Below are 26,717 nucleotides of genomic sequence, written 5' to 3' on the forward strand. Positions count from 1 at the left end.
AATGAAATAGCGCCACATTACTTGCGTATAGGATTCTTAAAGCCAGTTGATGAGACTGGCTTTTTTTAATGTTCATTTTCCGGCTGTAGGTTTTCGATTTGACAATTTAAGGTTGATGCTGGGTGGGGTGGTTGATAGCTTGTTGTTTCATAAAATTAAAAATAGATGATGGTTGAGATAATGAAGCATAACGTGCGGGCCGGTATTATCGGCGTGGCTCTTTTTGCGTGCCTATTTTTGGTTTTTATTGTGTTTCGGGGCATCGCACCGGGGTATTATTTCGAGAAAGATTTCGATCCGGATGGCGAAAAGCAGGGCTGGATTGAGGCTTATTCTTTTCTGCCAATCCTGGCTTCGCACTGGGAAAATGGCGGGGGGCCGGTTTATTATCTTGATGTCCCGTTCGTGCATTATCTTTATCCATTTTCTGCACTTCTTCCCGGGGCGCGTTATACGGTGCAGGATGACGCTTTTGTTTTTTCCCCTTACCGGCAGACGAAAAAGAGAATTCGGTTTTCTTCTCTTTCGAGGGACGAAGAACCCGATATGTATGCACAAAAAACCTATGTGTTTTCAGGCGATCCCGGGTTTTATGAGCCGCTTGTTGCGAAATGGCGCGCAAAGCAGCAGGGAGCAGGGCAGGATTTTGCCGAACTGGAAGCGGTAAAGCCCATGACGGGTGGCTGGACGAGAAACGTTTTTTATAACCGTTTCTCGCTGAACGTACCGATGACCTATTTCTCCTCTGAATATCTGCTTCGGGCTGTGTCAAAGGAAGACAGACCTTCGGGGAGAATCAGGTTTTCTGAAATCCGGCTATCGGGCGAAGAAGAGATTTATGCTGAATTTTATGACGACTATAAAAATTACCGGGATGTCGGAGGCGGCATTCTTGTCGGGAGTAAGCCCGATGGCGGTTTTAAGATTATCAAAACCCTGAAAGATAACCGGGGGAGATATTATATTTCCGGGGATGCGGTTGACCTGGCAGAGGCGCGCGATTTTGTTGCCATTATAAAATCAACAACGCCGGACTATGAGGCGAGCGACATTTCGGTGGAGGATTATTTCACCTCACCACTTCCGGATATGTTTGCCGATGCGCAGTCCCGGTTTGACCAGATGCTCCGCGAGCGGGTGGAGCATGTTTTGCAGCCTGGTGTCTTTATGGCAAAGGGTGGCGACGCGTGGCGTTTTGATTTGGGGGGTAAGAATGCGCCAGAATTGCAGGGTTATGTCGAGATTCTTGATGAAAAGCGGTTGAAAGAAGCGCAGGTCCGGCTTGATCAGGCCTGGAGGGAATATAAAGATGTTACCGTTTCCAGGGATAGGGGACGCTTTCAGATTATCGAGTTTTCCATCGGATCAGATGACCGTTTTGAGGGCAACTGCGTTGTCAATTATTTGTTGAAGGCTCAAAAACCCTATCAGGGCGAGGATGTATATCTGAATATATCGGGCGGATCGGAAAGCGCGAGCTTTTGCATGGCGATTGCGACACTGCTTGATCAGGCCGATATCTCGTCAGTCCAGAATGTTTTTGATACCTTCGTTGATCAGCAAGGCTGGTACCCCTTAAGGGCTTATTACGAAACGGAGGCCAACGCGCAGGGAACCTGGATCCTGAAGGCGCGCAAGCAAATCAGGGTTGTTTCCAAGACGGGGGAGGAGCTTTTGTCGCTTGATCAGTCCGGCGGAATCTTTTTTGACGATAACGGGCGGATCATTGTGTTTGAGAGGGATGGCGACGGCGACAAAGCCGGAATGTATGATGCAAACATGAACCAGCTTATTCCGCCTGTCTATGACGAGGTGGTGCCCTGGTATAATGGCCGCGACCTGAAGCATCGGGATTTTGCCCGGATCAAGCAAGATGGCAGGGTTGGTTTGTTTGATCTTGATGCCGGAAAGGTTTTTATCGAACCCGGATATGATGAAATATTTTATTGGGAGGACTGGGCTTATTATCGCGCGCAACGCGGTAATAACAGTACTTTCTTCGACGAGGAGGGGGCCGAGGTGATCCCGGGTGGGGGAACCGACTATGTCGCGGCGCAGATGATGCGGGGCGGAAAGTATGACAATGATTTCATTGCCGTAAAGCGTGTGTCAGATGGAAACTGGGTGTTTCTGACCCGTGTGAAACAGCCGTTGCTTGAGGGGACATTTAAAAAAGTCAAACTCGTTTATAATATGGGGGATCAGATTTATGAATTGATCCGCACGAATGGCGAGAAGCTATATGTCAAAGTTAGCGGCCGGGATGACGGGTTGCACCAATTTTCGTTGAAGGATGCTGATCCCTGTCTCAGAGATCGTATTTTGAAGGTCAGAAATGCAGGGTGTGGCTGGTAAAGGCCGTCACTTTACAAGGAAAGGTGCTGTCGGGCATCTTTCCTTAACCGCCAGATTGTGACCAGATTCATGATCATCACCAGGGCTTCGGCGATTATGCCGCCAATGGCCCCGGCGACAAGGTTGCTGAGCACCCAGAAAAAGGCCGCTGTAAACAGCCACCAGCGCAGCACAATGCCGTGAAAAAGGAACATGGCAATGGTGCCCAGCAGCCCGGCGATCAGGGCGGGGGCGTCGCCGAAGCCTTGCCAGGTGAAAAAAGCGGCGATGATGGTCAGCACCAGAAGGCTGATCATGACCGGGTAATTGCCGTGATAATGGCGTGCCAGCAGGATGCGCAAAATGACAATGCCGGTCATGGTGCTGGCAACCCAGCTTCCCAGCAGGGCGAATTGTGCGACAACAGCGGTATTTGCCGCAATCAGAATAAGCAACAATTTGCGGTCATCCTTGCTGGCGAAACCGGCAATGAACAGGCCCAGGGCGATGAAACTGGCAATTTGCCCCATAAGCCAGCGCGGGGTTGCGTCGTGAAGCAGGGTTTCAAGCATGGATGATCCGAATGGTGTGGCGTGGTGTGGTGTTGGCATATCCATCCCCAAAAAGCAAAAGCCGACGCGATGGTGTCGGCTTTTGCGGGTGGAATATGAAACGGTGTTTTGACCGGGTTAGCTGGCTTCGCTAAAGGCCCAGTAAAGTTCCTGGGCGCGTTTGGTGAGCGGGCCGGGCTGGAGGTTGCGGTCGTCGAGCTTTACACAGGGGGCGACCTTGTAGAAATTGCCGGTGCCAAAGATTTCGTCGGCATTTTCAAGTTCGCTGTATTTCACCGCTTTTTCGACAACGGGAACGCCATCATCCTTGAGAAGCTGGATCACGCGCTGGCGGGTGAGGCCATTGAGGAAGGTGCCGTTGATTGCCGGAGTGTAAACGGTGCCATCCTTGGCGAAAAACAGGTTGGCATAGGAAAATTCGGCAACATGGCCCATCGGGTCCAGCATAACGCCGGTATCAAAACCGCTTTGTTTGGCTTCGTTCACCGCACGGCCGACATTGGGATAGAGGCAGGAGGCCTTGGCCTCCGTCGGGGCGGTTTCCGGGGAGGGGCGGCGGAAGCTGGATTTACGCGCGGTAAAGCCGGTTTTAATCGCATCGGGCAGCGCGCTTTCATTGATGCACAGCACAAACTGGGCGCTGTCGGCATCCGGTGCCAAAAAGCCGGTTTCGCCGTATATGATCGGTTTGATGTAAAGCGCGACATCGGGATCAAATTTCGTCAGCCCCTCGGCAACCAGGGCGAGGATTTCATCGACGGTGATGGTCGGTTCCAGCCCCATAAGACGGGCGGATTGAAGAACGCGGGCACAATGGGGTTTGAGGTCCGGTGTTTTGCCATTGATGCGGCGCGCACCGTCAAACACGGTGGAAGACATCCACATGCCATGCGTTGCCGGGCCGATAATGGCCGGATTGCCTTCATGCCAGGTACCTTCATGCCAGGTCCAGGTTTTGGAAGGGGTGGCGTTACCCATCTTGTTGTCTCCTGATTTCTTTATTGTCGGGCAGGTCAAACTGCGCGCCGGTGGGGCGATGAATATGAGAAAAGCAGCATAGATTTTTTAACCGGTTGTGGTCAAAGAAAACTGACCGTTTGCGGTGCAGCCTTTGGATGTGACGGGAAAACGCGATGCGCGCACACGTGTGCGCTTGTGCGTGAACAGATAAAGTCATACAAATTGGGCTGGCATGGGGCCTGAATGCGCCAGCCCCTATGACTGGCTTATATGCCGGGCGATGAGCGGATGATCAAGCGCGGGAGTTTAGGGCGTGGGTGAAGAGCAAGAGCCAAATAAAATAAACCTCAACCCGGATAACCGCGGGGTTACATCGGCCGATGTAGCACGTGAGGCGGGGGTGGCACGGTCGACGGTGTCGCGCTGTCTTTCGGGGGATGGGCGGATTTCCGAGGAAACGCGCCAGCGGGTTTTGGAGACGGCCGAGCGGTTGGGCTACCAGATTAACCAGATTGCCCGGTCGATGAACCGGCGCAAAAGCGACCTTGTCGGGCTGGTGACATCGGGCCTGGAAGACCCGTTTCGGGTGCAGTTTTTGCATCATCTGATTAGGGCTATTCAGAAAATTGGTTATCGGCCGCTGGTGATTGATGTGTCCGAGCCCGAGCATATGTCGCGATCCATGCTGCATTTGTTGCAATATCAGGTGGCCGGGGTGGTTGTGACATCGGGTAGCCCGTCGCCGGAAATTGGGCAGCATTTTATTCGCCGCAATGTGCCCGTGGTGCTGGTGAACCGGGCCGGGTTGCTGGAAGGGGCGGATGTGGTGAATTGCGACAACGAAGCCGGTGGGCGCATGGCCGCCGAAGCATTGCTGGCAGCAGGCAAACGCCATTTGGGTTTTTTGAATATGAGTGGTGGCACCTATAGTGGCAATGCGCGTGGGGAGGCCTTTGTTGCTGCCATTGCGCCGCGTCTTGCCAGTGGGGAGGTCCGGTTTACGCCGCTGGGGTGCAAGAGTGCGGATTATGACGGCGGGTTTCAGGCCGGGTTGGAGATTTTGGGCCGCCCCGGCGCGCCAGATGGCATTTTTTGCGGCAAGGATCATATCGCGCTGGGTCTGATGGATGCGGCGCGGTTTGAATTGGGTCTGAAAATTCCGCAGGATCTGGCGGTGGTGGGATTTGACGACATTACCGCGAGCAGCCAGCGCGCCTATGACTTAACGACCATTCGGCAAAGTGCGGAAGATTTGGCCGAATTAACGGTTTCGCGGCTGGCGCGGCATATTGCAGGCCCGGAGGGTGGAGCATTGGGACGTGCGGTTTTGCCTGTAGAGCTGGTCCGCCGAACAAGTGCCTGACAGGTAGCGGTTGATTGTCGGCCTAGTTGATGAGGGCCGCATGACAGGGCTGGCAGGGATTTTCTTGGCATCAATATCGCGCCATTTGCGATGAAACCGGCGCAATGGCAGTGACTCGTTGGTTTGTGGTGTTCTTTGTTGCGTTTGAGCACACGTGTGCGCGAATGATGCCGCGATTGAATGCGGTTTTGATGCCAAAGGTTGGTTGTGGCCTGCAAGTTCAAAAATGAATTGATAATGAAAAACAATGTCTTATCATTTTTGTTACATTTTTATGACAGAAAAATAGAATTTATCTGTTAATCAACGGCAGGATTGGGTTATCTATTCCAATGTGGAAGCGCAAACGAGTAGCGCACACGTGTGCATTCAACGAAATGCGACTGAATCGGGAGGATTCCAATGAAACTGAAGACAATTTTGCTGGGTAGCGCCTTTGCGGCCGGTGCTTTGACTTTTAGCGTGTCAGCCGAGGCGGCGGGCCGTTTGAATGTTGTGTGTTCGGCCGATAATACCTGGTGCGAACTGATGGAAGCCGAGTTCGAGAAGAAATACGACATTGATGTTTCGATGGTGCGTAAAAGCTCTGGCGAGGCCTATGCCCAGGTGCGTGCCGAAGCCCGTAACCCGAAGCTTGATATTTGGTGGGCGGGTACAGGCGACCCGCATCTGCAGGCTGCTGCCGAAGGCCTGACGATGGAATATAAATCGCCCTCGCTGGATAATTTGCAGGATTGGGCAAAACGCCAGGCCGAGAATGCCAATTACCGCACTGTGGGCGTTTATGCCGGGGCGCTTGGCATTGGCTATAATACCGACCTTTTGAAAAGCAAGGGCCTGCCGGCCCCGAAATGCTGGAAGGACCTGGCAAACCCGGCCTATAAGGGTGAAATCCAGGTGGCAAACCCCAATTCATCGGGCACGTCCTATACTGCGCTGGCAACCCTGGTGCAGTTGTTTGGCGAGGAAGACGCCTTTAAATTCCTCAAGGACATGCACAAGAATGTGAACCAGTATACCAAGTCCGGTTCTGCCCCGATCAAGGCGGCCGCGATTGGTGAAACCACCATCGCCATTACCTTCATGCACGACATGGTGACGCAAAAAGAACAGGGCGCACCGATTGACATTGTTTCGCCCTGCGAGGGGACGGGCTATGAGGTGGGCTCGATGAGCATCATAAAGGGGGCACGCAACCTTGAGAATGCCAAGATCTGGTATGAATATGCGTTAAGTGCCGAAGCACAATCGATGGCGGAAAAGGCCGGGTCCTATCAGGTGCCGTCCAACAAAAATGCCACGGTGCCGGAAAATGCCCCGCGCCTGACCGATATCAAGCTGATCGATTATGATTTTGCCAAATATGGGTCGGCCGATACCCGCCGTCATTTGCTGTCGCGCTGGGATGAAGAAGTGAAAACAGCACCGCAATAAGCAGGTTGCACCTTCTGTTTTGGGCGCGGAAAGGAGGGTTTGCCTGCCTTTCCGCCTGCCTGAATATTTTCTCGATATATGGTTTTGAACAGGAGACTGCCCCGTGCGCCGACTGTTGTGGTTCTGGCTGGCGATCGGCTGGATCGGATTTGTCATATTGCCGTGGTACCAGCAGGAATATGGTTTTTGGACGCTGGAATGGCTGACGGATGGCTATCCGTTTTATGGCGACTATGCCCCGGCGATTTTGCAGGGTTTTATGTATGACAGGCCGTGGCTGTTGCCGCTGGTGGCCTGTTTGATTGCGCCGCTGGCGGTGATTGGGCGACCGCGCCAGGACCCGGGTTTTGGCAGGGTCTTGATTGCATCGGGCGGGCTTGGCCTTGGTTATATGCTGGCGCAGGGCTTTGCCATTGGTGTTTTTGGGTTCAATTACGCTTGGCTGACCAGCCTGTTTGGTGACATTGACGTTCGCCAGTATGGCCTGGGATATGGCGCATTGTTTTGTGCCGCGAGCTTTGTGGTGATGTTTTGCGCCGGGCTGGCGGCGCGCAGCACCATGCGCGGGGATGTGTTTGTCACAACCGCGATTGGCACGATCATTGTGCTGGTGGCGACCTTTGTGTTTTTCCCGGTTTCCCGCATTCTCATGAGCGCCTTTGTCGATATGGACGGTGCGCTTTCGGGTGCGGCCTTTATGCGCAATTTTGTCTCGCCCACGGTGTGGGGGCTGGGATGTTTTGCCGGGGGTGTGTGCGGGGTGGCGTGGAATACGGCCATTCTGGCGATATTGACGGCAAGTTCGACAACGTTATTGGGGCTGGCCTTTGCGCTGGTGGTGACACGAACAGGGTTTCGCTGGAAAAAATCGCTGCGCGTTTTAACCGTGCTGCCGATTATTACCCCGCCTTTCGTGATTGGTTTGGCCCTTATCCTTCTTTTTGGCAGATCGGGAACCGTAACGCAGTTTATTGCTGATCTGCTCGGGGTGGAGGCAGGCCGGTGGTTATATGGCCTCCCTGGAATATGGCTTGCCCAGACCTTGTCCTTCACCCCGATTTCTTTTCTGGTTTTGATTGGCGTTGTCGAGGGTGTCAGCCCGTCGATGGAGGAAGCATCGCAAACCCTGCGGGCGGACCGGTGGCAGACATTTGTCAATGTATCGCTGCCCCTGATGCGGCCGGGCCTTGCCAATGCGTTTTTGCTGGCCTTTATCGAAAGCATGGCCGATTTCGGCAACCCGATGGTTTTGGGTGGCAATTACGAGGTTTTATCGACCGATATTTTCTTTGCTATTGTTGGTGCACAAAATGACCAGGGCCGGGCGGCGGTGCTGGCGATTATTTTGCTGGTCTTTACGCTTTCGGCCTTTGCCGCACAGCGTTTCTGGCTGGGCAAAAAATCCTATGCCACGGTTTCGGGCAAGGCCGATAATGGTGCGCATGTGGGCTTAAGCACCGGTTTGCGTCGGGTATGTTATGGCACGGCCATTCCCTGGGCGCTGTTTACCATTGTCATTTACGGCATGATTTTCTTTGGTGCCTTTGTCAAACGCTGGGGTTTTGATAACAGCCTGACGCTGGATAACTATGTCGAAGCCTTCGGCATTGGCTGGAGCGACCACGGCATTGTTTGGGCCGGGGCGGCGTGGGATTCATTCTGGACGACGTTGAATATTTCGATCATTGCCGCCCCGCTGACCGCAGCGGTGGGCCTGACAACAGCCTATTTGCTGGTGCGGCAAAATTTCAGGGGCAAAAATGCCTTTGAATTTGGCACGATGCTGAGCTTTGCCATCCCCGGCACGGTGATTGGGGTGAGCTATATTCTGGCCTTTAACGTACCGCCGCTGGAATTGACCGGTACGGGTGTGATTCTGGTGATCTGCTTTGTATTTCGCAATATGCCCGTCGGTGTACGCGGCGGGATTGCAGCGATGAGCCAGCTTGACAAAAGCCTGGATGAGGCCTCGTTAACGCTGGGGGCCAACAGCTTTACAACCTTTCGCAAGGTGATTTTGCCGCTGTTGCGCCCGGCCATTGTGGCGGCACTGGTTTACAGCTTTGTGCGGGCGATTACGTCGGTCAGTGCCGTGATCTTTCTGGTCAGCGCGGACCATAATATGGCGACATCTTACATTATCGGGCTGGTGGAAAACGGGCGTTATGGCGTGGCGATTGCCTATTGCAGCGTGCTGATTTTGGTGATGCTGACGGTGATTGTTGTGGTGCAGGGTTTGATTGGCAAACGCAAGCTGCGCCGCGAAGACCGGGTTGCGAGCGATACAACGACAACAGGCGGGAAAACTGCCCTGAATGGCTTACGGGAGAAACATTCATGACACTGAAAACACGGGCCGGGTCGGTTATTTTTGAAAATGTGACCAAGACCTATGGCAAAGGGGCGGTGACAGCGATTGATGATGTGTCGTTTGATATTCAGCCCGGCGAGCTTGTGACCCTGCTGGGGCCAAGCGGCTGTGGCAAGACAACGACATTGCGCATGATTGCCGGTCTGGAACACCCGACCAGCGGGCGGATCTTGATTGGGGGCAAGGATGTGACGCATCTGCCTGCTACCGACCGCGATGTCAGCATGGTGTTTCAGTCCTATGCGCTGTTTCCGCATATGAGTGTGGTGGAAAATGTGGCCTATGGCCTGACGGTGAGCGGGCAGAAAAAGAACGAAGCCCATGACCGTGCCCGTGAGGGGCTGAACCTTGTGGGACTGGCGGATTATGGCGACCGGCTGCCATCCGAGCTTTCGGGCGGGCAGCAGCAGCGTGTGGCGGTGGCCCGTGCGCTGGTGCTGGAGCCAGAGGTGTTGCTGCTTGATGAGCCTTTGTCAAACCTGGATGCAAAACTGCGCCGCCATGTGCGCACCGAAATTCGTGATTTGCAGCAAAAGCTGGGTTTAACGGCGGTTTATGTGACCCATGACCAGGAAGAGGCCCTGGCGGTTTCGGACCGGATTATCGTGATGAACCGGTCTGTCATTGCCCAGCAGGGCACCCCGCGCCAGCTTTATGAAGAACCGGCATCGGCCTTTATTGCCGATTTCATTGGCGATGCGAACCTTGTAACGGGCGAGGTTTATGCCCTGAACGGGGATATGGCGGATGTGGATATTGGCGGGGAGCGGGTGACGCTGCGCCAACGGGGACATGGCCTTGGGGCTGTGGAAGTTGCCGTTCGGCCCGATGCGGTGCGCCTGAGCGATGGCGCGGAAGGGGCGCAAATGTCGTTAAAGGGTAACGTGACGCATGCGACATATCTTGGTAGCGCCATTCATTACACCGTGCAGTGTGATGTGGGTGAATTGTTTGTGATTGATGGACGGATCGATGCGCCGATCCGGGCGGGTAGCGAGGTTGGGATCGGCTTTGCGTCACGGGGTCTTGCGCTTGTGTCGGGTCAGTGACCTGTAAATAGAAAAGGAAAAAGAACATGGCAGAAGTTGCGGATGCGTTAAAGGCGGCCAGTGGCGACGGTGATATTGCGGCGCGTTTTGAACATGCCATCGCGGTGGTACGCGAAGCAGGCCGGGTGGCGATGGATTATTATCGCCGGGTGGATGAACTGGTTATTGAAAGCAAGGCCAACCCGCTCGATGTGGTCAGCATTGCCGATAAAGAGGTTGAAGCTGTTATCCGTCGCGAGATTGCGGCGAAGTTTCCCGATGATGGGTATCTCGGCGAGGAAATGGGCATTGATCGCGGCAAGAATGACTGCCTGTGGGTGATTGATCCGATTGATGGCACCGCGTGCTTTGTCAATAAAATGCCGACCTGGGTGATCTCAGTCGCCCTGATGGTGGGCAATGAGGCCGTGATTGGCCTGATTTACGAACCCAATGGCGACGAGCTGTTTGCCGCCTGCATCGGCCAGGGGGCGACGGTCAATGGCAAGCCGATTGCGGCAAGCCAGGTCGATAATGTCAATGCCGGTGTGATGGGTGTTGGTATGTCGCACCGGGTGGAAAGTGCCGCCCTGGTGCCGTTTATTGCCGACCTTCTGGACCGCGAGGGGATGTTTATTCGCAATGGCTCCTGCGCACTGATGATGGCCTATGCGGCATCGGGCCGGTTGATTGGCTATTTTGAACCGCATATCAACCCGTGGGACTGCATGGCGGGCATTGTTTTGATGCGCGAAGCGGGGGGCTGGTGCAATAGCTTCCTTGCGGCGCCCGACGTGCTGGAAAAGGGGGCACCGATTTTGGTGGCCGGGCCGAAGGTGGCGGACGTGCTTTCGGAGATGACCGGGGTTAAGTAACGGCTTTCGCCATTCTGTTTTGTTGAAAACCGGCATGAAAATTGCCGGTTTTTGACGTTCAAAAATGCGTCAGTTTTGCAAAAATTCGGCTGATTTTGCGATGGAATCGCCGTTTTTTGAACCAAAAAAATCCCGCAGCATACTGAATATGCTGCGGGATTCGGTGTTCCTATTGTAGCAGGTTCGATTTTAGAGGGTAGCTACAACCGTATTGTCGATTGGAATTTGCGCAGTGCAATTGTAGCAGGTTCGATTTTAGAGGGGCAGGGTTTTACTGGCTGCACCATAAAATCCGGGCGATCCAGTCGAGATTTTGGGCTTCGATATAGCGGTCTTCGTAATCCGGGTTGAGGGATTTAAGCTCGATCCCCATAGCGCCGCGCCGGACCAGTTCCTTGGCCATCACTTCGCCTTCGCGGGTTTTGACCACGACGCGGTCGCGCGGGCGGATGTTCGATGCCGGGGAGACGATGATCAGATCACCATCGCGAAAGACGGGCGACATCGAGTCCCCGGAAATGCGCAGCCCATAGGCGGTGGGGTCGTGCAGGGCGGGGAAGGTGATGTCTTCCCAGGCGCCGCCCACGGGATAACCTGCATCGTCAAAAAAGCCGCGATTGCCCGCCTGGGCAAAGCCGATGACCGGCACGCGCCCGGCGGCATTGCCATCCATTAATTCGGAAAATTCCCGGAAGGTGACATTTGCCGCCGAGAGCACCTTGGCGATGCTTTCAGTCGAGGGCCAGCGCGGTTTGCCCGCAACGGTGTTGCGTTTGGAGCGGTTGAATGTGGTCGGGTCAAGCTGGGCCAGCCGGGCCAGGCCGGAGGGCGAGAGGCCCTTTTCCTCGGCAATTTTGTCGAGGGCGGCCCAGATGAGGTCATGTTTGATCATAGTTTCAGTTTAACAGGGTTGAGAAGGCGCAGGACAGGGAATTTATTCCTTTCCCGGCAATGAGAACAAAATAGGAAAATAGTCCTTTACAATGAGAACAAAAAGGGATTAAAAGCTGAGTGTCAGCGGGAGATTTGCATCCGGGGGTAAGTGCCCGGCGGTGTAAGATGACGGCCCGTGATGTGTGGCTCCTTTTTCATCAATGTTCATGCCCGAGTTTACCAAGACGCGGCACCTGTGGTGCGGTGATGGCCCTGGTGCATTTAAAGGGCGTTTGCAGGGTAAATCCCTAGTTTCGGTCAATGTGCTTAAGGGTGCGGGAACTTGGCGGCAGGACAGTGGCGGCAAAGGGGCAAGGGGTTGGCAGGGATCGGCCAGGGTCGGTCCTGCCTGAAGCGGTAAAAATGTGATCAGGAGGGCGAAATGACACAGCAAAGACTTTTCCCCAAACCGTTGGGCTGCGGGGAAGTGACCCTGTTTGCCAGCGCGGCGCAGGCGTGGTTCTGGTTTGTGCGCTGCCAGGCAGCACGGATAGAAGGGGCGCGGGTTGTGGCCGATGCCGGCGAGGTGACGCGGCCCTGTGACCCGGATGATGTTTATAATGCGGTGATGCGTCTGTGGCGCGGCGGTGTGATTGGTCAGGCGCATTTGCAGGTGCTGGAATATTACGGACTGGTGGAAAGATTGCCGGACCGCCGGGTGGTAGCCGAAAGCCACAAAGCCGATTTATGGCAAGAGGCGATGCAGGCCTTGCGTGATGTGCTGGTCAAGCGCGGCATTGTGGACCCGGAGGGGGCGGATGATGACCCGGAATTTGATGAGTCGGGAGAGTGGAATTACGAGATGCAGGGGGATGTGTCGCCATGCGATTTGTAGGGAATCACGCGCTTTGGGGCGTTCAATCCGGGCAGGACAGGGATGTGGCGGAGCGATGGAAAGCCTGGCAGTTGGCCCGCAACAGGCAGCAAGATGGCGGGCACCAAGATGAGCTGGGCCAGGACTGGATAATGCCGGAAAATGACGATTATGCCACGGCGGCCGTCGTGGCGGACAAGGTGGCGGCGACGGAGTTGCAGGCGGTAGACAAATGCGGGCGGCGGGTGCTGATTGTGTTTGCCGATGCGCCGGAAAAATGGCTGTTGCGATGGTTGCCAAAGGCGTTTCGCCATTGTTTTGCCGTGCTGGAAACGAGCGAGGCCGGATGCTGGATTTACCTGAACCCGGCCAGTCATCGACTGGAGTGCACGTTATGGCGGTTTTCATCGCTGTTTGACCCGGCGGCGCATTATCGGGCGCGCGGGCATAAGTGCCTGTGGGTGACCGTGCCGTCAGACAATCTGCCGCGCCTTCGGCTGGGGCTGGCAAGCTGTGTGGGGGTGATGAAACATCTGCTGGGTATTTCGGCCTGGTGGGTGGTAACACCGCGCGGGCTTCATCGTTATCTTATGAGCAGATCAAAAATTTATCAAAAAAGTTCTTGATTTGTTCTTTTTTCTGGGTTATCAAACCTAAATCAACACCAGAAATGCGCCCGCTGCCGGAAACGGCGGCGGGTTTTTTGTTATGGGCTTGGGTTTGGGCTTGGGCTTGGGTTCAGGGTCGGTCCTTGGCTCTGGCTCTGGGTGAACGGCAAACGGGGAAAAGGGGAGGGTTGTGATGGCCGAACGGGCGGGACAGGATGAAATAGAGCCTGCGACATTGCGCAAGCGGTTTCGGGCCGCCATGCAACGGCGTGCACATTGGCAGCGCCACTGGCAGGAATGTTATGAATTTGCCCTGCCCCAGCGCCAGGATAACGGCACCGGGACAGGTGGGGGGAGTGGGGGCAATGGCGGTGCTGGCGGGCAGGGCGGCACGGCCCATATTGGCAAGAAGCAGTTTGACCGGGTGTTTGATGCCACCGCGCCCGATGCGGTTGAGCAACTGGCGGCCAGTTTGTTAGGCGAGGTAACGCCGCCATCGGGCGGATGGTTTGAAATGGTGCCGGGTGATGCGGTGGCAGATACAGCACATGCGGATTTGGCCGAGAAACTTTCGCGGGTTGTGCGCATTGTGCAGGGGCATTTTGAACGGTCCAACTTTGCGGTGGAAATTCATCAGGCTTACCTGGACCTCGTGACAGTCGGCACGGCCTGTTTGCGCCTGGAGGAAGCGGGACATGATGCGCCGTCGAGGTTTCGCTTTGCTGCTGTGCCGGTGCGTGAACTGGCCTTTGAAGAACGGGTGGATGGCCGGCTGGATGCCGTGTTCCGCCAGCTTTGGCTGGGGATTGATGACATTTTGGAAAAATGGCCCGACGCCAAAATTCCGGCCCGGCTGCGCGAGCATGACCAAAAGGTTTTGGAAAAATATGCGGTGATCGAGGCGGTGTTGCCGGGCCGAAACGGGCAGGGTGGTTATGATTACGTGGTGTTTTTTGCCAGTGACCCGGCAGGCATGGGGGGTGGCGGCACGGCTGACGAAGTGATTGCCAGTGGGCGCTTTGCGGTATCGCCCTATATTGCGTTTCGCTGGTTAAAGGCACCAGGCGAAATTTATGGCCGGTCCCCGGTGATGAAGGCCCTGCCCGATATTAAAACCGCCAACAAGGTGGTGGAACTGGTGTTGAAAAATGCCTCGATCGCGGTGACGGGCATTTGGCAGGCCGATGATGATGGCATTTTAAACCCGGCCACCGTGCGGCTGGTACCGGGTAGCATTATTCCCAAGGCGGTGGGGTCGGCGGGGTTAACGCCGTTGGATGCGCCCGGAAGGTTTGATGTGTCCGACGTGGTGCTGGCTGATTTGCGCGAACGTATTCGCCGCTGTTTGCTAACCGACCGTTTGGGCCAGGTCGATGCCCCGCGCATGACCGCAACCGAGGTTTTGGAACGCGCATCGGAAAATGCGCGCCTGCTGGCGGCGACTTATAGCCGGTTGCAGGCGGAGCTGATTTTTCCCCTGATGCGGCGCGCCCTGCATGTGCTGGCGCGCAGTGGGGAGCTTCCCGATATTGCCCTGGATGGCAATGAGGTGTGTTTGCACCACAGCGCCCCCATGGCGCGGATTGGCCAAAAGGCCGAGGCGGGGCAGGTGCTGGACTGGCTGGAACGGCTAACCAAACTGGGGCCGGAGGCGACCCATAGCGTTGATATTGATCGCACGGTGCGCTGGCTGGCGGACCGGTTTGGCGTGCCGCCTGATTTGTTGCAACCGCGATTGGGGCCACTGGAACTGGCCGGTATGGTGGCGGATTTGGCCGAGGCTGGTGCCGGGCAGGACGCAACTGGAAAAGGCGCAGGAGGGCCGGAGCCAATGGCCCTGTCGTCTGAAAGGCAGGTGGGTCTTGGTTAAAGGAATGAAAAGAGTGGGGGATTTGGGGTGAACAGCAATGAAACCGGCCTGGAAGGCCGTAAGAAAGATGTCAATCCCCAAGATGACAGCCGGATGTACAATGGGGCGGGATGGGCCTGGTTTGAGGGCGTGTCGTTTCCGGGATTGGGGACTGTCGGGGCTGAATTTGATGTGGAAACGGAAGTGGATGACGCGCCGGATTTGTCGCATTCGGGGATTGTAACACCGGCGGAAGGCAAGGTGTGCTGCGATGTGGTGTGGCAGCGGGTGCTGGGCGTGGCAGGTGGTGCGGACGGGGCGGAGATTTGTGCGCAATTGCGTGCCATGACGCTGGAACGGGCCCTGGGACCGAATGCCGGGATGCAGGCGATTTGGATGCTGGAGGGGCAGCGAGCCCTGGTGTTGCAGATATTGCGCCGGGCGGGTGTAGCCGTGCCGGGCCGATAAAGACGTGCAGGGTGTGACAGGGCGCGTGAGAGGGAGTGTGTTGATGACAAAAACAGGCGATACCGGGCCACAGATAACGGATGCAGCAGATGGCCTGCCTGCCGAAGGAGACGCAGGGCCGGTTGATATGCCCGGTGGCGTGAGCCCGGATGTGCGGGTAACGGCGGGGCAGGACGCCGAAATGACCGATCGCCCGCCGACATGGGTCGTGCCGGGGGAGGATGGCAGTGCGGAAGACTGGCAGGCCTTTTACCGCGCGCTGGGGGTGCCGGAAAGTGCGGAAGAGTATGTGATTGAGGGGGCGGATGCGTTGGGGGGTGTTAACGCGCAGGTCAATGCCCGCCTGCATGAGGCGGGCTTTACGCCCCAGCAGGCACAACTGGTTTATGATTTGGCCGGGGAAATTTTAACGCCGATGGCAGCGGAGCTGGAAAGCGGGGCGAAAGCGGCCCTGATGCAGGCTAAACTTGCCGCCGAATTTGGCGGCGAGGCCCAATGGGCGCAATTGGCGCCGCGCCTGGCAAGCTGGGGGCAAAAGAATTTGCCCGATGCCTATGAGGCGATGGCGCAAAGCCCCGACGGGGTGCGCGCCCTGTATAAGTTAATGCACGAGGCCGGCGAACCGGGGCTGGCAGCGACGGGAAGCGGGAATGCCCGCGAAACGCCACAGGTGGAAATAGACCGCCTGATGAATGACCCGCGTTACTGGCGGGACAGGAACCCGGTGATTGTGGCGCAGGTGCAGGCAGCCTTTGACCGCCTGCACCGCAATGAGTGAGCCTGCATGGGTCAGATGCAGGCCCGGCCGTGATGGAGACGGCCTGAAAACCAGTTGTTGGCACGCCCTGTTTAAGCCCCCTGTTTAAAAAACAGGGGTTACGACGGGGTTAAAGGCAAAGGTCTTAATTTGCCGGGTCAACCTGATAGCGCCCGTCGGATTTGTGCACTTCGGGCGGGATGCGGGTGCGTTCAAAGGCGGCATAAGCATCATACAGGCCCGGGGCGGGGGTATTGCCGGTGGCATCTTCGGTCAGGGTCTGGCTGTCATCCATTGCGGCCGGTTTTTCAAAAATATGCACCGGAACCGATTGCTGACCGGCGCGTAAGGCCGCATCGACGAGAAGATAGATCTGTTCGATGTCCTCGTTTTTAAGGGCAATACCGGGGCCGTCGGCGCAATTGCCATGCAGGCTGTAGGTGATGGTTGCCCTGGTAGGCGAGGGGGCATCCTCATCGGGCAGCGGGGTAAGGGACAGTTCGACATTTTTCGGGCTGTTGGGGGCCAGATTATCGCGCGAGATGGTGTAAACGCCCGGTGGCGGTGTCTGGAAGGTGGCATTGCCGGTTTCGGCATCCTGGCAGAAGGTGGCATCCTGGATTTCGCTGTAGCGATGATCACCGCGTAACCAGACTTCGATTTCATGATCGGCGGTGAAGGCGCGCAGATAAACCGGGGCGCCAACGGCAATGTTGGCATCCTTCAGGCGTTTTTCCATATCGGGCAGAACGCGGCTGCGGATGCGGTCGGCGCCAAAGCCGGTTAAGGCGGAAACACGCGCCGTAAAGGCCGAGACATAACCGGGAATAGGGGTGTAGGGCAGGGCGAAATAGCCTGCCGCGCCCAAAGCGACAACAGTGAAAATTGCGTAAGTACGTGCGCGCACCTGGAAGGCTCCGACGGGTTGACGTTGTTATAAATCGGGGTCGTCCGGCGACCATGAAACAGCCGATTTTTCTGGCCTGCTTGCCAGAATCCGGAATTTGAAATCAAGCATCAAAGCATGACCAGAAAATGACACTTAACGCAGGAATTAAGGCGGTTGTTGCCTTGTTTCCGGCGCGGGCTGGCGTTTGGGCGTTTTTAGCAAAAAGGGGATGAGATGAGTATTTCGATTGATAAAAGCTTCATCGAGCATTTTCAGGCCGATGTGCACCAGGCCTATCAGCGCATGGGATCGAAACTGCGCAATACGGTGCGGGTGAAAAATGGGGTGAAAGGGGCGACAACCACGTTTCAAAGGGTGGGCAAAGGGGTTGCCACCACCAAGGCCCGGCATGGTTATGTGCCGGTGATGAATGTGAACCATGACCCGGTGCGCTGTGATTTGCAGGATTATTACGCTGGCGACTGGGTGGATGCGCTAGACGAGCTTAAGATCAACCATGATGAAAAAATGGTGCTGGCCAATGCCGGGGCCTATGCGCTGGGCCGCAAGACCGACGAGCTGATCATCAAAGCAATGGAAACCGCAGCAACCAAAATCAGCCATGACGACAGGGGACTGGTTTTGGAAAAGATTTTACGGGCGTTTGAGCAGTTGGGGACAGATGATGTACCTGATGACGGCCAGCGTTATGCCATTGTTGGCTGGAAACAATGGTCGGAGCTTTTGACGATAAGGGAATTTGCCTCGTCGGATTATGTGGGCAATGAGGATTTGCCCTGGAAGGGCACACAGGCCAAACGCTGGCTGGGCACCCTTTGGATGCCGCATTCGGGCCTGCCGGAGGTGGACGGGGGACGGGCCTGTTTCTGGTATCACCGCACGGCGATTGGTCATGGCGTGGGGGCGGATGTGCAGACCGACATTACCTGGCATGGCGACCGGGCGGCGCATTTTATCAGCAATTCCATGAGCCAGGGCGCCACCCTGATTGACGGGGCCGGGGTGGTGTGCCTGCTGGCAAAGGAATAGTAGCGGTACGCAGATTTACGGCAGGCAGGGGAAGGTCGCGACGGAATGTTGCGGCCTTTTTTGTGCCTGCCATGTCCCCGGCGGGTGGCCGGGATGATGATTTTGGCAAAATTCAGGAGCAGTAAAGATGGCGGAAGGTTTTAAGGCCCGGAACCTGAGTGTTCTGGCATATGCCAATGGTTTTACCCTGTGGCATTACATTACCCCGGATGTGGCAACGGATGTGGACACGGCCAATTATTTTGCCGGGGCACGTGACATGCTACGCCCCGGCGACATCATGTTTGCCAATACCAACCGTGATGGTGGTGTTTCGGGCGGGATGTTTCTGGTGGTGCAGGCCGATGCCAACGGGGTTGATGTGCGCGACATGACGGCGATTGGCACGACCAATACCGATTGATTGAAGTTGGCCTGATGATGCGCAGGTCAACGGGAATATCGCCCGGTTCAATAGTGAGCCGGGCTTTTTTCGTGGGTGAAGGAAGGGAAAAATGGCGCTGAGCGATGTGGCATTGTGTGCACGGGCACTGGTGATGATTGGTGTGAACCCGATTGCCTCCTTTGCCGAAGAAACGGTGGAGGCGGAGGTGGCGGGCATGCTGTACCCCGCCCTGCGTGACGGGATGCTGGCGGCTTATCCTTGGCGGTTTGCCGCGCGTGGCACATGGCTGTCGCGCCGGGCGGGGCAGGATGGGGCGGAGGATAACCCGCCTGACGGATTGGCAGAATTTGCCCTGCCCGGTGATTTTATCAGGTTGCTGGCGCTGGAAACAGAAGGGGGCGCATTGCCGGAATTTGAACTGCGCAAGGGCGTTGTCGCCTGTGCCAGCAGGCGTGCCTATTTGCGCTATGTCGGCCGGATGGCGGAGGCATCGTTTCCGGTTTGGTTTGACATGGCCCTGATTTCCCGGCTGGCGGCGGAATTTTGCCTGCCCTTAACCGAAAGTACAAGTCGGGCGGAATATTTGCACAAGCGGGCGGATGATTTGTTTCATCAGGCACGCCTGGCCGATGCCCAGCAATCAACACCGCGCCGGATAGAGGACTTTCCCCTGTTGGAGGCGCGGGGGTAATGGCACGCAGCATTTTGGAAAAAACGACCTTCAGTGCCGGGGAACTGGCACCGGAATTGTGGGGGCGCGGCGATATTGCCGCCTATCGCAACGGCGCGGCAAAGCTGCGCAATGTGTTTGTGCAGCCATCGGGCGGGGTGTGCCGACGGCCCGGCGTGCGCCTGATTGACGAGGTTTCGGGGCCCGTGCGGCTGGTGCCGTTTGAATATAATGTTGATCAGCCGTTTTTGCTGGTGTTCTGGCATTTGCGGGCCACGGTTTATGCCGGTGATGTGGTGGTGCAGGAATTGACTACACCGTTTGAGGCCAAACATTTGCCGCAAATAAGCTGGACGCAAAGTGCGGATACATTGCTGGTGGTGCACCCTGATGTGATGCCGATCCGCATTGTGCCAAAGGCGGATGCGGACTGGCTGGTGACAAGCTGGGTATGGGGGGAAACGAACGTTAGCCGCCAGCAACCCTATTATAAGTTTGCCGAACCCTATGTGTCGATAAAACCATCGGGCACCGGCGGGACCATATCGCTGGTGGCAAGCGAGGATGTGTTTGTGGCGGGCCATGTCGGCCTGCAATGGCGCATTCGCGGGGTGGAAGGCAAAATTGATAGTGTGAGTGATGGCAAACACGCCAAAATGACCTTGCGTGCCAACCTGCCCGACGCCGGGGAAACACAGGATTTTGCCGAACCGGCCTTTTCGGCGGTGCGGGGCTGGCCGCGCAGTGTGACATTTCATCAGGACCGGATGGTGATTGGCGGATCGCGCGATTTGCCCAACCGGTTGTGGCTGTCGCATTCGGGGGATTTGTTCAATTTTGAACTGGGCGAAGGGCTGGATGACGAGGCGATTGAATTTGCCCTGTTGGCCGATCAGGTCAGTGCGATTTCGGCGGTGTTTTCGGGCCGTGATTTGCAGGTTTTTACCAGTGGGGCGGAATGGATGGTGAGCGGAACACCGCTTACCCCGCAAAATATTCAGGTCACACGGCAAACGCGCATTGGCAGTGCGCCAGATCGCAATGTGCCGCCGGTTAATATTGACGGGGCAACGGTCTTTGCCGCACGCAATGGCGGCGAAATGCGGGAGTTTTTATTTACCGATCTGGAGCAGGCCTATGGGTCGGCAGATTTGGCGTTGCTGTCGGGCCATTTGATCCATTCACCTGTTGATCAGGCCTATGATGCCAACCGGCGGCTTTTGCATGTGGTGATGGGCGATGGCAGCCTTGCCACCCTGACACTTTATCGTAGCGAGGGGGTAACGGCCTGGAGCAGGCAGGAAACCGACGGATATTTTCGCAATGTCGCGGTGAGTGGCAGTGACGTTTACCTGGCGATTGAACGCGACGGGCGGTTTTTTCTGGGCCGGTTTGATGATGGGCTGGGCTTTGACCTGGCAATTGCCGGGAGTGCGGCTGTGTCACAGGAACGCTGGGGCCAGTTTGGGCTGCTGGATGGCATGAAGGTGGCGGTGTGGGCCGATGGGCAGCTTTACCGGGATGTGATGGTGGAGGGCGGGAATATCGGCCTTGCCAGCCCGGCGCGCACGATTGTTGCCGGGCTGCCCTTTCGCCATGAAATTGCTGCCTTGCCGCCGGTGGGCGGGGATGGATCGCGCCCCTATGGCGGGGCGTGTTTGCGGCTGGTTAGTGCCACCTTTCGGTTGCATGACAGTGCAGGGCTGGCGGTGGATGTGGGGCGCGGAATGCGCGCCATTCCCCTGCACAAACCGGCAGCGGGGCGGGTGCTGGATCAGGCAGCGGGATTGTTTCGCGGCGATATTACGGTGCGCGCAATGGGGTGGAAACGCGGCGGGCAGAACGGCCTTTGGCGCATAGAAGGGGATGTGCCGGGGCCGTTTGTGTTGCTGGGGGTCAGCAGTGAAGTGGGGGTGAATGACTGATGGGCGGATTTTCAAACTGGGCCCCGGTGATTGCCGGGGCCGTGCAAAGTGGGGCCGAAATTGCCAACAGCCGGGATCAAAGCCGCAAAGCAGAAAAGCGGATTAATGCCGAGCGGGAAAGCCAGCAACAGGCATTAACGGCGGAAAAGGCGGCAGATGATGCCAAACGCGCCCGCCAATTGCGCGCCCGGCAGGCCAGTCTCAGGGCGCGGCAGGGGGCCTCGGGGATTGCTGCCGGGGCTACCGGGTCTGCCGAGGCGGTGTTAAGCGGGGCGGCGCGCAGTTTGCTCGATGTGCAGGATGCGGCCAATGGTGCCTATGCAAGGCAACGCAGTGTGATTGACCGGAACGCGCACTATCGGCGGCAAAGCCTGCTTGATACGTCGCGCTATAATACGCTGTCGCAAATTTCATCGTGGTTTGCACGGCGTGATAATTGGGGGAGCTAGGAATGGGGGCGATTTTTGCAGATGGCGCCGTTGCCAGCGTGCGCTTTGCCGGGGATGGTGAAACCCGCGAATTTCCGTTTGAATTTGGCGTTTTTGCACCGGGCGATGTGACGGTTACGGTTAATGGCCGGATGATAGCCGAAAATATTGACATTACTTTACATAAGGCCCCGGGACACAGCAGCGGAGATGGCGGCCAGGCAACCCAGGCGGCCACGGGCGGGCGGGTGACATTTGCCATAGCCCCCGATGACGGGGCGGATATTGTGATTGCGCGCCGTTTGGGCCTGCGGCGGCTAAGCCATTATGACAGCGGCAGCAGCCTGCGGGCCGATGTGTTAAATGCCGATTTTGATTATGTGCTGGCCGCGTTGGGCGATGTTGAAGCCGGTTTTGCCAGTACATTGCGCCTGCCCGAAGGCGGGTTAAACGGGGCGGGGGCTCCGGTGGCCGCGCAATTGCCCCCACCCCAGGCCAACCGGGCGATTATGTGGGATGCAACTGCCCGGCAACTGGTGAATGGACCTGATAGTGCCGCCATTATTGAAGCGGCAAAGGCCGGTGAAACGGCATTGCGCGCGGCGAACCAGGCCGATAGCGCGGCAGAACTGGCGCGTCAGTCCCTTGCCGGGTTTGTCAGCCAGAGCGCAACGGCGTTGTTGCAGCTGGATTGCCGGGGACGGCAGGCGCTGGCCTATCAGGATGAAAGGCGCAGCCCCATGATTGATGCACCGGGCAACCGGGTGCTGGATGTGGGGCAAAGCGGGGCGGTGGTGCGGGTTTCCAATGGCGGGCGGATTACCCTGCCGGCCTGTGCACCGCCGCGAAATGGGGTGACGTTTCGCATTTTCAATGGTGATGGCACGGCAACCGATATTGCGGCTGCGGCGGGGGATGTGTTGCATCCGGTGGATGGCGGTGTTGATACGGGTATTTTTGCCCTGCCACTGCGCGGTGATGCGGTGGATGTTTTTTGTGACGGCACACGCTGGCAGGTGCAGACCATTCGCAGTGGCGGGCCATTGGTGAAAATGCTGCGCACCCAAAAACAGGCGATCCCGGCGGGTGGCGAATTTGTGGTGGAATGGGACAGCATCATTGAAGACAGCCACGGGCTTTATGATGCGGGAACCGATGGCATCCATGATGTGCCGCCGGGATTTTACCATTTTGACATCGGCATTTGCATGGAGCTGGCGGATCAGTCCGTGCAGGGCATGGTGTTTGTCGAACGGTTGGGGGCGGGCGGCTGGAACATGCACCTGCAAGGGGTGGATACCCTGCCCAACGGTGCCGATGGCCGCAAGATTTTGCGCTGTAGCGGCATCGCACGCGCCGGAATAGGCACGGATAATGCCTTTCGGGTGCGGGTGGCACATGGGGCGAGTGATACCCGCCATATTGTGGCAACCAGCCTGGCAAGCTGGTTTCATGCGGTGCGGCTTAGTGCCTAGCGATACGTGATGATTTTGTCAAATCGGCCCCGTCTATTTTCGTGCAGGCGGGGTTTTTGTTTGCAGCCCATTTGAAAACGGGACCAGTGATATGGCGATGCGGTTTTTGCCGTTAACGGATTATTTGCAGGTGACACGCGCCAGCGACACTATGGCACGCAACGAAAATGGCGTGATTGCAAGTGTTGCGGCCCACCAGCCGGTTTTTGAATTTGATGGCGAAGGCCGGGCCCTTGGCCTGCGGATTGAGGGGGCATCGGCCAATTTGCTGCGCCATTCCACCGATTTTACCAACGCGATGTGGGAAAAAAGCAGCGGTGTGACGGTGCAGCCAAATGCGGGCACAGCGCCGGACGGCAGCAACACTGCCACGCAAATTGATTTTGCCGATGGTACGGCCAACCTTTATCAGCGGGTCGATAACCTTGCCGTCGGCACGGTTCATGCCTTTGCCATCTGGATGCGGGCGGTTTCGGGCACGGCGGATATGACGCTGGGCGGGGTGAATGGACCATCGCAACATGCGGTAACGCTGGGCGAGAAATGGCAGCGGGTGGGCTTTGCCGAGGCTGCATCGGCCAGCAGTCGTTACCCGAAAATCAGCACGGCGTTAAGCGGGGCAGGCGCATCGGTTTTGGTGTGGAATGCGCAACTGGAGGCCGCCCCTGTTGCCAGCAGCGACATGATCAGCAATGGTATCCCGGCCGCGCGCAATGGCGATGATGTGATGCTGGATTTAACAACCGGCTGGTTTAAGCCCGGCGGTGGAACCCTGTTTTTTGATGTGTCCCTGCCTGCCGCCTGGCAGGGGATTTGGCGGGTGATGCAGCTTTATTCCGCCAGCCTGAATGATGATCATCTTGATTTGGGATATGACAGTGCGGCCAATCAGTTGCGCATCAGCCTGCGCAAGGGCGGGCAGCAGATCGTGACGCAATCGCTGTATGGGGCGCTGAATCCCGGTACCGGCAACAGGTTGGCCATTGCCTTTGAGGATGATGAAATTGCCGTTGCCACCATCAATGGCGTGTTGACATCGCCGGGCGGCTTTGCCCTGCCGCGCAATTTTCGCCATTTGCGCATTGGGTCCTATGGCGGGGCGTCCGGGTTTTTAAACGGTTATGTGCGCGGGCTGTCCTATTGGCCGGGGCGGTTGAATGATGCGCGGCTGCTGGATTTATGTGCGGGTGGTGCGGCGTAAGGGGGGCTGGGTATGATCAAAACGGAAGGGGCGGGGAATGGCGCGGGGCAGGACCTGGACGAACGCAACAATGTGCATGATTTCCGGCTGGCGCGGTTGCGCGATGAATTGTTGCGCAGCCTGCCAACCGACATTCGCCGGGCGCGCAAGGCGTATCACCGGGTGGCCGACGAAGCCGCCGGGGTGATGGATGCCAAGGGGTTTGTCAATTATCAGGCTGCGTGCAAGGCCGCCCTGGCCCATTTGGAAAGCCTGATCAAGCTGTTGCGCGGGGTGCGCGACGGGGACCTGGCCGGGACCGCGCCAAATGGTGCAACCGGCATAGGGAGCGGGCAAAAACAGAACGATGATAACAGCGATGACATTTCCTGCCTGATTGCGGATGCCCGCAAGGCACTGCAACGGGAAGCAGAAGGTTAAAGGCAAAGACAAGGGGGCAAAAGCGTGAGTGTTGAGCGGGCCAGCCTTGCCGAATTTGTCTGGATATGGAACCGGGCGCTGGGCCTGGAAACACCTGCCCATCATCAGAAAATGGCGCAATGGTTGCAGCACCATCATGATCATGGCCCCAAAGACCTGTTGCTGATGGCATTTCGCAATAGTGGCAAATCGACAATGGTGGGGCTGTTTTGCGCCTGGCTGCTTTATGGCAACCCGGATTTGCGCATTTTGGTGCTGGCGGCGGATTTGGATTTGGCAAAAAAGATGGTGCGCAATGTGAAACGCATTGTGGAGCGCCATCCGCTGCTAAAACCCGCCATTCCGGCGCGGTTGAGTGACTGGGGGGCGGAACGTTTTACCATTAACCGGCCCGGTGAATTGCGCGACCCGTCAATGCAGGCGGCGGGCATTGGCGGCAATATTACCGGGTCGCGCGCCGATGTGGTGATTTGTGATGATGTGGAGGTGCCCAAGACCTGTGACACCGCGCATAAACGGGCCGAACTGCGCGAAAAACTGGGCGAGATTTCCTATGTCCTTAGCCCCGGTGGGATGCAGGTTTTTATTGGCACGCCGCATAGTTATTATTCGATCTATGCCGATGAAACCCGGCCGGAAACCGGCGAGGATGCGCCATTTTTGGCGGGGTTTGCGCGGTTTTGTCTGCCGATTATCGATGCCAGCGGGCAATCGGCGTGGCCGGAACGGTTTTCGCTGGCAAAAATTGCGCAAATTCGCGCCCGGACGGCGGCGGGCAAATTTGCCAGCCAGATGATGCTGGAAATGGTGCCGCCTGACCAGGGTGCGTTGGACCCGGCACGTTTGCACCCTTATGACGAGGATGCCGAATTTGAAAGTGCCAATGGCGAATTTCGCTTGCGCATTGGGGCGCGGCGCATGGTGGCGGCAAGCTGCCATTTTGATCCGTCTTTTGGTGGCAAGGGGCAGGATGGCGCGGTAATTGCGGCGGTTTATATCTGCGATCAGGGGGAATACTGGCTGCATGATGTGGCCTATCTTAAAACCAGCCCCGCCCTTTTGGACCAGGAAGATGAAGCCAGCCAGTTATGCAGGCAGGTGGCGGCATTTGTGAAACGGCATCATTTGCCGGTGGTACGAGTGGAAACCAACGGCATTGGCCGGTTTTTGCCCAATATTTTGCGCCGTTGCCTGAAACAGGGGGGCTGCGTGGCATCGGTGGTGGAATTTCATGAAACGCGCAACAAGGAAGCCCGGATTGGCGATGCTTTTGGCGCGGTGCTGGCTGCCGGGCTGTTGCATGGGTATCGCGCCATCTGGCACGGGCCTTTTATTCGGGAAATGCGCGAATGGCGACCGGGCGGCGGCAACCGCGACGATGGGCTGGATGCGGTGGCGGGATGTATTTTGGCTGAACCGGTGCGTCTGCCGCGGGTGACCCGTGCGGCTTTTGGCCGGGATTGGCGACCGGCGGGCGATGTCATTTGTGTCGAACAGGAATTTTCGCCGTAAAATGAATGGTGAATCAAAGCGTTGTAAGAATATGGCGAAAAATATCGCCTAAAAGTTGCGTCGGCTATTGTTTTCGCTTAACGCCATTCTAATCTATATTAAAGAATAGGTTTTGAGAGAGTTGCTATCCTAAAGGGTTGTTTTTTGCGACATGGTGTTCGGGATGGAATATGCCGCGATGCCGCCCCGCCGTTCTGCGATGATCGCAGCGCGGTGCAAAAAAGCCTGAGCAATAAATATTCAGACCTGCCGGTTGCGATGGGTGTCGCATGGCAGGAAATTTCCTTTGCCGTGCTGGGGCCCGAGGCCTGAGCAGCACGGATGAGCGCGCGGTGTGGCGCAGAAAAATTGATGCGATCCGTGTAGCGATGACGCGAGCTTACGAATAGGGGGACG

25 protein-coding genes are annotated in these 26,717 nt (G+C 56.8%); 21 read left to right on the forward strand and 4 right to left on the reverse strand.

Going from position 1 to position 26,717, the window contains the following annotated elements:
• Nucleotides 1–180: 180 nt before the first annotated feature.
• Nucleotides 181–2,355 (forward strand): WG repeat-containing protein, encoded by a 2,175-nt coding sequence (locus tag LF95_RS03190; RefSeq protein WP_073953651.1) that lies wholly within the window; start codon nucleotides 181–183, stop codon nucleotides 2,353–2,355.
• A gap of 11 nt (nucleotides 2,356–2,366) precedes the next feature.
• Here the strand turns inward: LF95_RS03190 and LF95_RS03195 are convergent, their stop codons facing one another.
• Both LF95_RS03195 and LF95_RS03200 read right to left on the reverse strand, forming a co-directional pair.
• On the reverse strand, nucleotides 2,367–2,945 hold the full coding sequence (locus LF95_RS03195; protein WP_215905644.1) for a YgjV family protein: 579 nt from the start codon (nucleotides 2,943–2,945) through the stop codon (nucleotides 2,367–2,369).
• Nucleotides 2,946–3,023: 78 nt separating this feature from the next.
• Nucleotides 3,024–3,884, reverse strand: coding sequence for a branched-chain amino acid aminotransferase (locus LF95_RS03200; RefSeq protein WP_073953653.1), 861 nt, complete (start codon nucleotides 3,882–3,884; stop codon nucleotides 3,024–3,026).
• A 295-nt stretch (nucleotides 3,885–4,179) separates the two neighbouring features.
• On the opposite strand from LF95_RS03200, the gene LF95_RS03205 reads away from it, so the two are divergent.
• The 5 genes from LF95_RS03205 to LF95_RS03225 all read left to right on the forward strand — a co-directional run bounded on the left by LF95_RS03205 (nucleotide 4,180) and on the right by LF95_RS03225 (nucleotide 10,937).
• Entirely contained in the window at nucleotides 4,180–5,229 is a 1,050-nt protein-coding gene (locus tag LF95_RS03205; RefSeq protein ID WP_083607481.1) for a LacI family DNA-binding transcriptional regulator, read from the forward strand.
• Nucleotides 5,230–5,631: 402 nt separating this feature from the next.
• Nucleotides 5,632–6,663: an ABC transporter substrate-binding protein gene (locus LF95_RS03210; RefSeq protein ID WP_143181923.1), complete on the forward strand. Its 1,032-nt coding sequence runs from the start codon at nucleotides 5,632–5,634 to the stop codon at nucleotides 6,661–6,663.
• A gap of 103 nt (nucleotides 6,664–6,766) precedes the next feature.
• On the forward strand, nucleotides 6,767–9,004 hold the full coding sequence (locus LF95_RS03215; protein ID WP_073953654.1) for an ABC transporter permease: 2,238 nt from the start codon (nucleotides 6,767–6,769) through the stop codon (nucleotides 9,002–9,004).
• Nucleotides 9,001–10,083, forward strand: a complete 1,083-nt coding sequence (locus LF95_RS03220) for an ABC transporter ATP-binding protein (protein ID WP_073953655.1) — start codon at nucleotides 9,001–9,003, stop codon at nucleotides 10,081–10,083. Before LF95_RS03215 ends, LF95_RS03220 begins: the two co-directional genes overlap by 4 nt.
• A 26-nt stretch (nucleotides 10,084–10,109) precedes the next feature.
• Entirely contained in the window at nucleotides 10,110–10,937 is an 828-nt protein-coding gene (locus LF95_RS03225; protein ID WP_073953656.1) for an inositol monophosphatase family protein, read from the forward strand.
• 271 nt (nucleotides 10,938–11,208) lie between these two features.
• Here the strand turns inward: LF95_RS03225 and LF95_RS03230 are convergent, their stop codons facing one another.
• The gene (locus tag LF95_RS03230; protein ID WP_073953657.1) at nucleotides 11,209–11,829 is read right to left on the reverse strand and encodes a S24 family peptidase; all 621 of its coding nucleotides are present in this window, start codon (nucleotides 11,827–11,829) and stop codon (nucleotides 11,209–11,211) included.
• Nucleotides 11,830–12,252: 423 nt separating this feature from the next.
• Between LF95_RS03230 and LF95_RS03235 the strand changes: the two genes are divergently transcribed.
• From LF95_RS03235 to LF95_RS03255, 5 genes are all read left to right on the forward strand, one after another.
• Nucleotides 12,253–12,705 (forward strand): hypothetical protein, encoded by a 453-nt coding sequence (locus tag LF95_RS03235; RefSeq protein WP_073953658.1) that lies wholly within the window; start codon nucleotides 12,253–12,255, stop codon nucleotides 12,703–12,705.
• Nucleotides 12,693–13,310, forward strand: coding sequence for a hypothetical protein (locus tag LF95_RS03240; protein WP_143181924.1), 618 nt, complete (start codon nucleotides 12,693–12,695; stop codon nucleotides 13,308–13,310). The genes LF95_RS03235 and LF95_RS03240 overlap by 13 nt, the downstream gene beginning before the upstream one ends.
• A 175-nt stretch (nucleotides 13,311–13,485) precedes the next feature.
• The gene (locus LF95_RS03245) at nucleotides 13,486–15,162 is read left to right on the forward strand and encodes a portal protein (RefSeq protein WP_073953660.1); all 1,677 of its coding nucleotides are present in this window, start codon (nucleotides 13,486–13,488) and stop codon (nucleotides 15,160–15,162) included.
• A gap of 27 nt (nucleotides 15,163–15,189) precedes the next feature.
• Nucleotides 15,190–15,609: a Bbp19 family protein gene (locus LF95_RS03250; RefSeq protein WP_073953661.1), complete on the forward strand. Its 420-nt coding sequence runs from the start codon at nucleotides 15,190–15,192 to the stop codon at nucleotides 15,607–15,609.
• A gap of 43 nt (nucleotides 15,610–15,652) precedes the next feature.
• Nucleotides 15,653–16,387 (forward strand): capsid assembly protein, encoded by a 735-nt coding sequence (locus tag LF95_RS03255; protein WP_073953662.1) that lies wholly within the window; start codon nucleotides 15,653–15,655, stop codon nucleotides 16,385–16,387.
• A gap of 124 nt (nucleotides 16,388–16,511) precedes the next feature.
• On the opposite strand, the gene LF95_RS03260 is transcribed toward LF95_RS03255, so the two are convergent.
• Nucleotides 16,512–17,273, reverse strand: a complete 762-nt coding sequence (locus tag LF95_RS03260) for a hypothetical protein (protein ID WP_073953663.1) — start codon at nucleotides 17,271–17,273, stop codon at nucleotides 16,512–16,514.
• Between the two features lie 216 nt (nucleotides 17,274–17,489).
• On the opposite strand from LF95_RS03260, the gene LF95_RS03265 reads away from it, so the two are divergent.
• The 10 genes from LF95_RS03265 to LF95_RS22900 all read left to right on the forward strand — a co-directional run bounded on the left by LF95_RS03265 (nucleotide 17,490) and on the right by LF95_RS22900 (nucleotide 26,633).
• Nucleotides 17,490–18,305, forward strand: coding sequence for a phage capsid protein (locus LF95_RS03265; protein ID WP_073953664.1), 816 nt, complete (start codon nucleotides 17,490–17,492; stop codon nucleotides 18,303–18,305).
• Nucleotides 18,306–18,432: 127 nt separating this feature from the next.
• Nucleotides 18,433–18,708: a hypothetical protein gene (locus tag LF95_RS03270; protein ID WP_073953665.1), complete on the forward strand. Its 276-nt coding sequence runs from the start codon at nucleotides 18,433–18,435 to the stop codon at nucleotides 18,706–18,708.
• Between the two features lie 91 nt (nucleotides 18,709–18,799).
• Entirely contained in the window at nucleotides 18,800–19,381 is a 582-nt protein-coding gene (locus LF95_RS03275) for a phage connector family protein (RefSeq protein WP_073953666.1), read from the forward strand.
• Nucleotides 19,381–21,285 (forward strand): phage tail protein, encoded by a 1,905-nt coding sequence (locus tag LF95_RS03280; RefSeq protein WP_073953667.1) that lies wholly within the window; start codon nucleotides 19,381–19,383, stop codon nucleotides 21,283–21,285. Before LF95_RS03275 ends, LF95_RS03280 begins: the two co-directional genes overlap by 1 nt.
• Nucleotides 21,285–21,734 (forward strand): hypothetical protein, encoded by a 450-nt coding sequence (locus LF95_RS03285; protein ID WP_073953668.1) that lies wholly within the window; start codon nucleotides 21,285–21,287, stop codon nucleotides 21,732–21,734. The genes LF95_RS03280 and LF95_RS03285 overlap by 1 nt, the downstream gene beginning before the upstream one ends.
• Nucleotides 21,735–21,736: 2 nt before the next feature.
• Complete coding sequence (locus LF95_RS03290; protein ID WP_073953669.1) at nucleotides 21,737–23,188, forward strand: hypothetical protein; 1,452 nt, start codon at nucleotides 21,737–21,739, stop codon at nucleotides 23,186–23,188.
• Between the two features lie 91 nt (nucleotides 23,189–23,279).
• Entirely contained in the window at nucleotides 23,280–24,389 is a 1,110-nt protein-coding gene (locus tag LF95_RS03295; RefSeq protein WP_073953670.1) for a phage head spike fiber domain-containing protein, read from the forward strand.
• A 12-nt stretch (nucleotides 24,390–24,401) separates the two neighbouring features.
• On the forward strand, nucleotides 24,402–24,809 hold the full coding sequence (locus LF95_RS03300) for a hypothetical protein (RefSeq protein WP_073953671.1): 408 nt from the start codon (nucleotides 24,402–24,404) through the stop codon (nucleotides 24,807–24,809).
• Nucleotides 24,810–24,833: 24 nt separating this feature from the next.
• The gene (terL, locus tag LF95_RS03305) at nucleotides 24,834–26,321 is read left to right on the forward strand and encodes a phage terminase large subunit (RefSeq protein WP_073953672.1); all 1,488 of its coding nucleotides are present in this window, start codon (nucleotides 24,834–24,836) and stop codon (nucleotides 26,319–26,321) included.
• 144 nt (nucleotides 26,322–26,465) lie between these two features.
• Complete coding sequence (locus LF95_RS22900) at nucleotides 26,466–26,633, forward strand: hypothetical protein (protein WP_168173648.1); 168 nt, start codon at nucleotides 26,466–26,468, stop codon at nucleotides 26,631–26,633.
• Nucleotides 26,634–26,717 lie beyond the last annotated feature (84 nt).

This window comes from Thalassospira sp. TSL5-1 (assembly GCF_001907695.1).
Classification (GTDB): Bacteria; Pseudomonadota; Alphaproteobacteria; order Rhodospirillales; family Thalassospiraceae; genus Thalassospira.

What these genes read in the sequence shown, in the direction of transcription:
- LF95_RS03190 (WP_073953651.1), top strand. Translation starts at nt 181, where the DNA reads ATGAAGCATAACGTGCGGGCCGGTATTATCGGCGTGGCTCTTTTTGCG.
- LF95_RS03195 (WP_215905644.1), bottom strand. Translation starts at nt 2,945, where the DNA reads ATGCCAACACCACACCACGCCACACCATTCGGATCATCCATGCTTGAA.
- LF95_RS03200 (WP_073953653.1), bottom strand. Translation starts at nt 3,884, where the DNA reads ATGGGTAACGCCACCCCTTCCAAAACCTGGACCTGGCATGAAGGTACC.
- LF95_RS03210 (WP_143181923.1), top strand. Translation starts at nt 5,632, where the DNA reads ATGAAACTGAAGACAATTTTGCTGGGTAGCGCCTTTGCGGCCGGTGCT.
- LF95_RS03220 (WP_073953655.1), top strand. Translation starts at nt 9,001, where the DNA reads ATGACACTGAAAACACGGGCCGGGTCGGTTATTTTTGAAAATGTGACC.
- LF95_RS03225 (WP_073953656.1), top strand. Translation starts at nt 10,110, where the DNA reads ATGGCAGAAGTTGCGGATGCGTTAAAGGCGGCCAGTGGCGACGGTGAT.
- LF95_RS03230 (WP_073953657.1), bottom strand. Translation starts at nt 11,829, where the DNA reads ATGATCAAACATGACCTCATCTGGGCCGCCCTCGACAAAATTGCCGAG.
- LF95_RS03235 (WP_073953658.1), top strand. Translation starts at nt 12,253, where the DNA reads ATGACACAGCAAAGACTTTTCCCCAAACCGTTGGGCTGCGGGGAAGTG.
- LF95_RS03240 (WP_143181924.1), top strand. Translation starts at nt 12,693, where the DNA reads ATGCGATTTGTAGGGAATCACGCGCTTTGGGGCGTTCAATCCGGGCAG.
- LF95_RS03245 (WP_073953660.1), top strand. Translation starts at nt 13,486, where the DNA reads ATGGCCGAACGGGCGGGACAGGATGAAATAGAGCCTGCGACATTGCGC.
- LF95_RS03255 (WP_073953662.1), top strand. Translation starts at nt 15,653, where the DNA reads ATGACAAAAACAGGCGATACCGGGCCACAGATAACGGATGCAGCAGAT.
- LF95_RS03265 (WP_073953664.1), top strand. Translation starts at nt 17,490, where the DNA reads ATGAGTATTTCGATTGATAAAAGCTTCATCGAGCATTTTCAGGCCGAT.
- LF95_RS03270 (WP_073953665.1), top strand. Translation starts at nt 18,433, where the DNA reads ATGGCGGAAGGTTTTAAGGCCCGGAACCTGAGTGTTCTGGCATATGCC.
- LF95_RS03275 (WP_073953666.1), top strand. Translation starts at nt 18,800, where the DNA reads ATGGCGCTGAGCGATGTGGCATTGTGTGCACGGGCACTGGTGATGATT.
- LF95_RS03280 (WP_073953667.1), top strand. Translation starts at nt 19,381, where the DNA reads ATGGCACGCAGCATTTTGGAAAAAACGACCTTCAGTGCCGGGGAACTG.
- LF95_RS03285 (WP_073953668.1), top strand. Translation starts at nt 21,285, where the DNA reads ATGGGCGGATTTTCAAACTGGGCCCCGGTGATTGCCGGGGCCGTGCAA.
- LF95_RS03290 (WP_073953669.1), top strand. Translation starts at nt 21,737, where the DNA reads ATGGGGGCGATTTTTGCAGATGGCGCCGTTGCCAGCGTGCGCTTTGCC.
- LF95_RS03295 (WP_073953670.1), top strand. Translation starts at nt 23,280, where the DNA reads ATGGCGATGCGGTTTTTGCCGTTAACGGATTATTTGCAGGTGACACGC.
- LF95_RS03300 (WP_073953671.1), top strand. Translation starts at nt 24,402, where the DNA reads ATGATCAAAACGGAAGGGGCGGGGAATGGCGCGGGGCAGGACCTGGAC.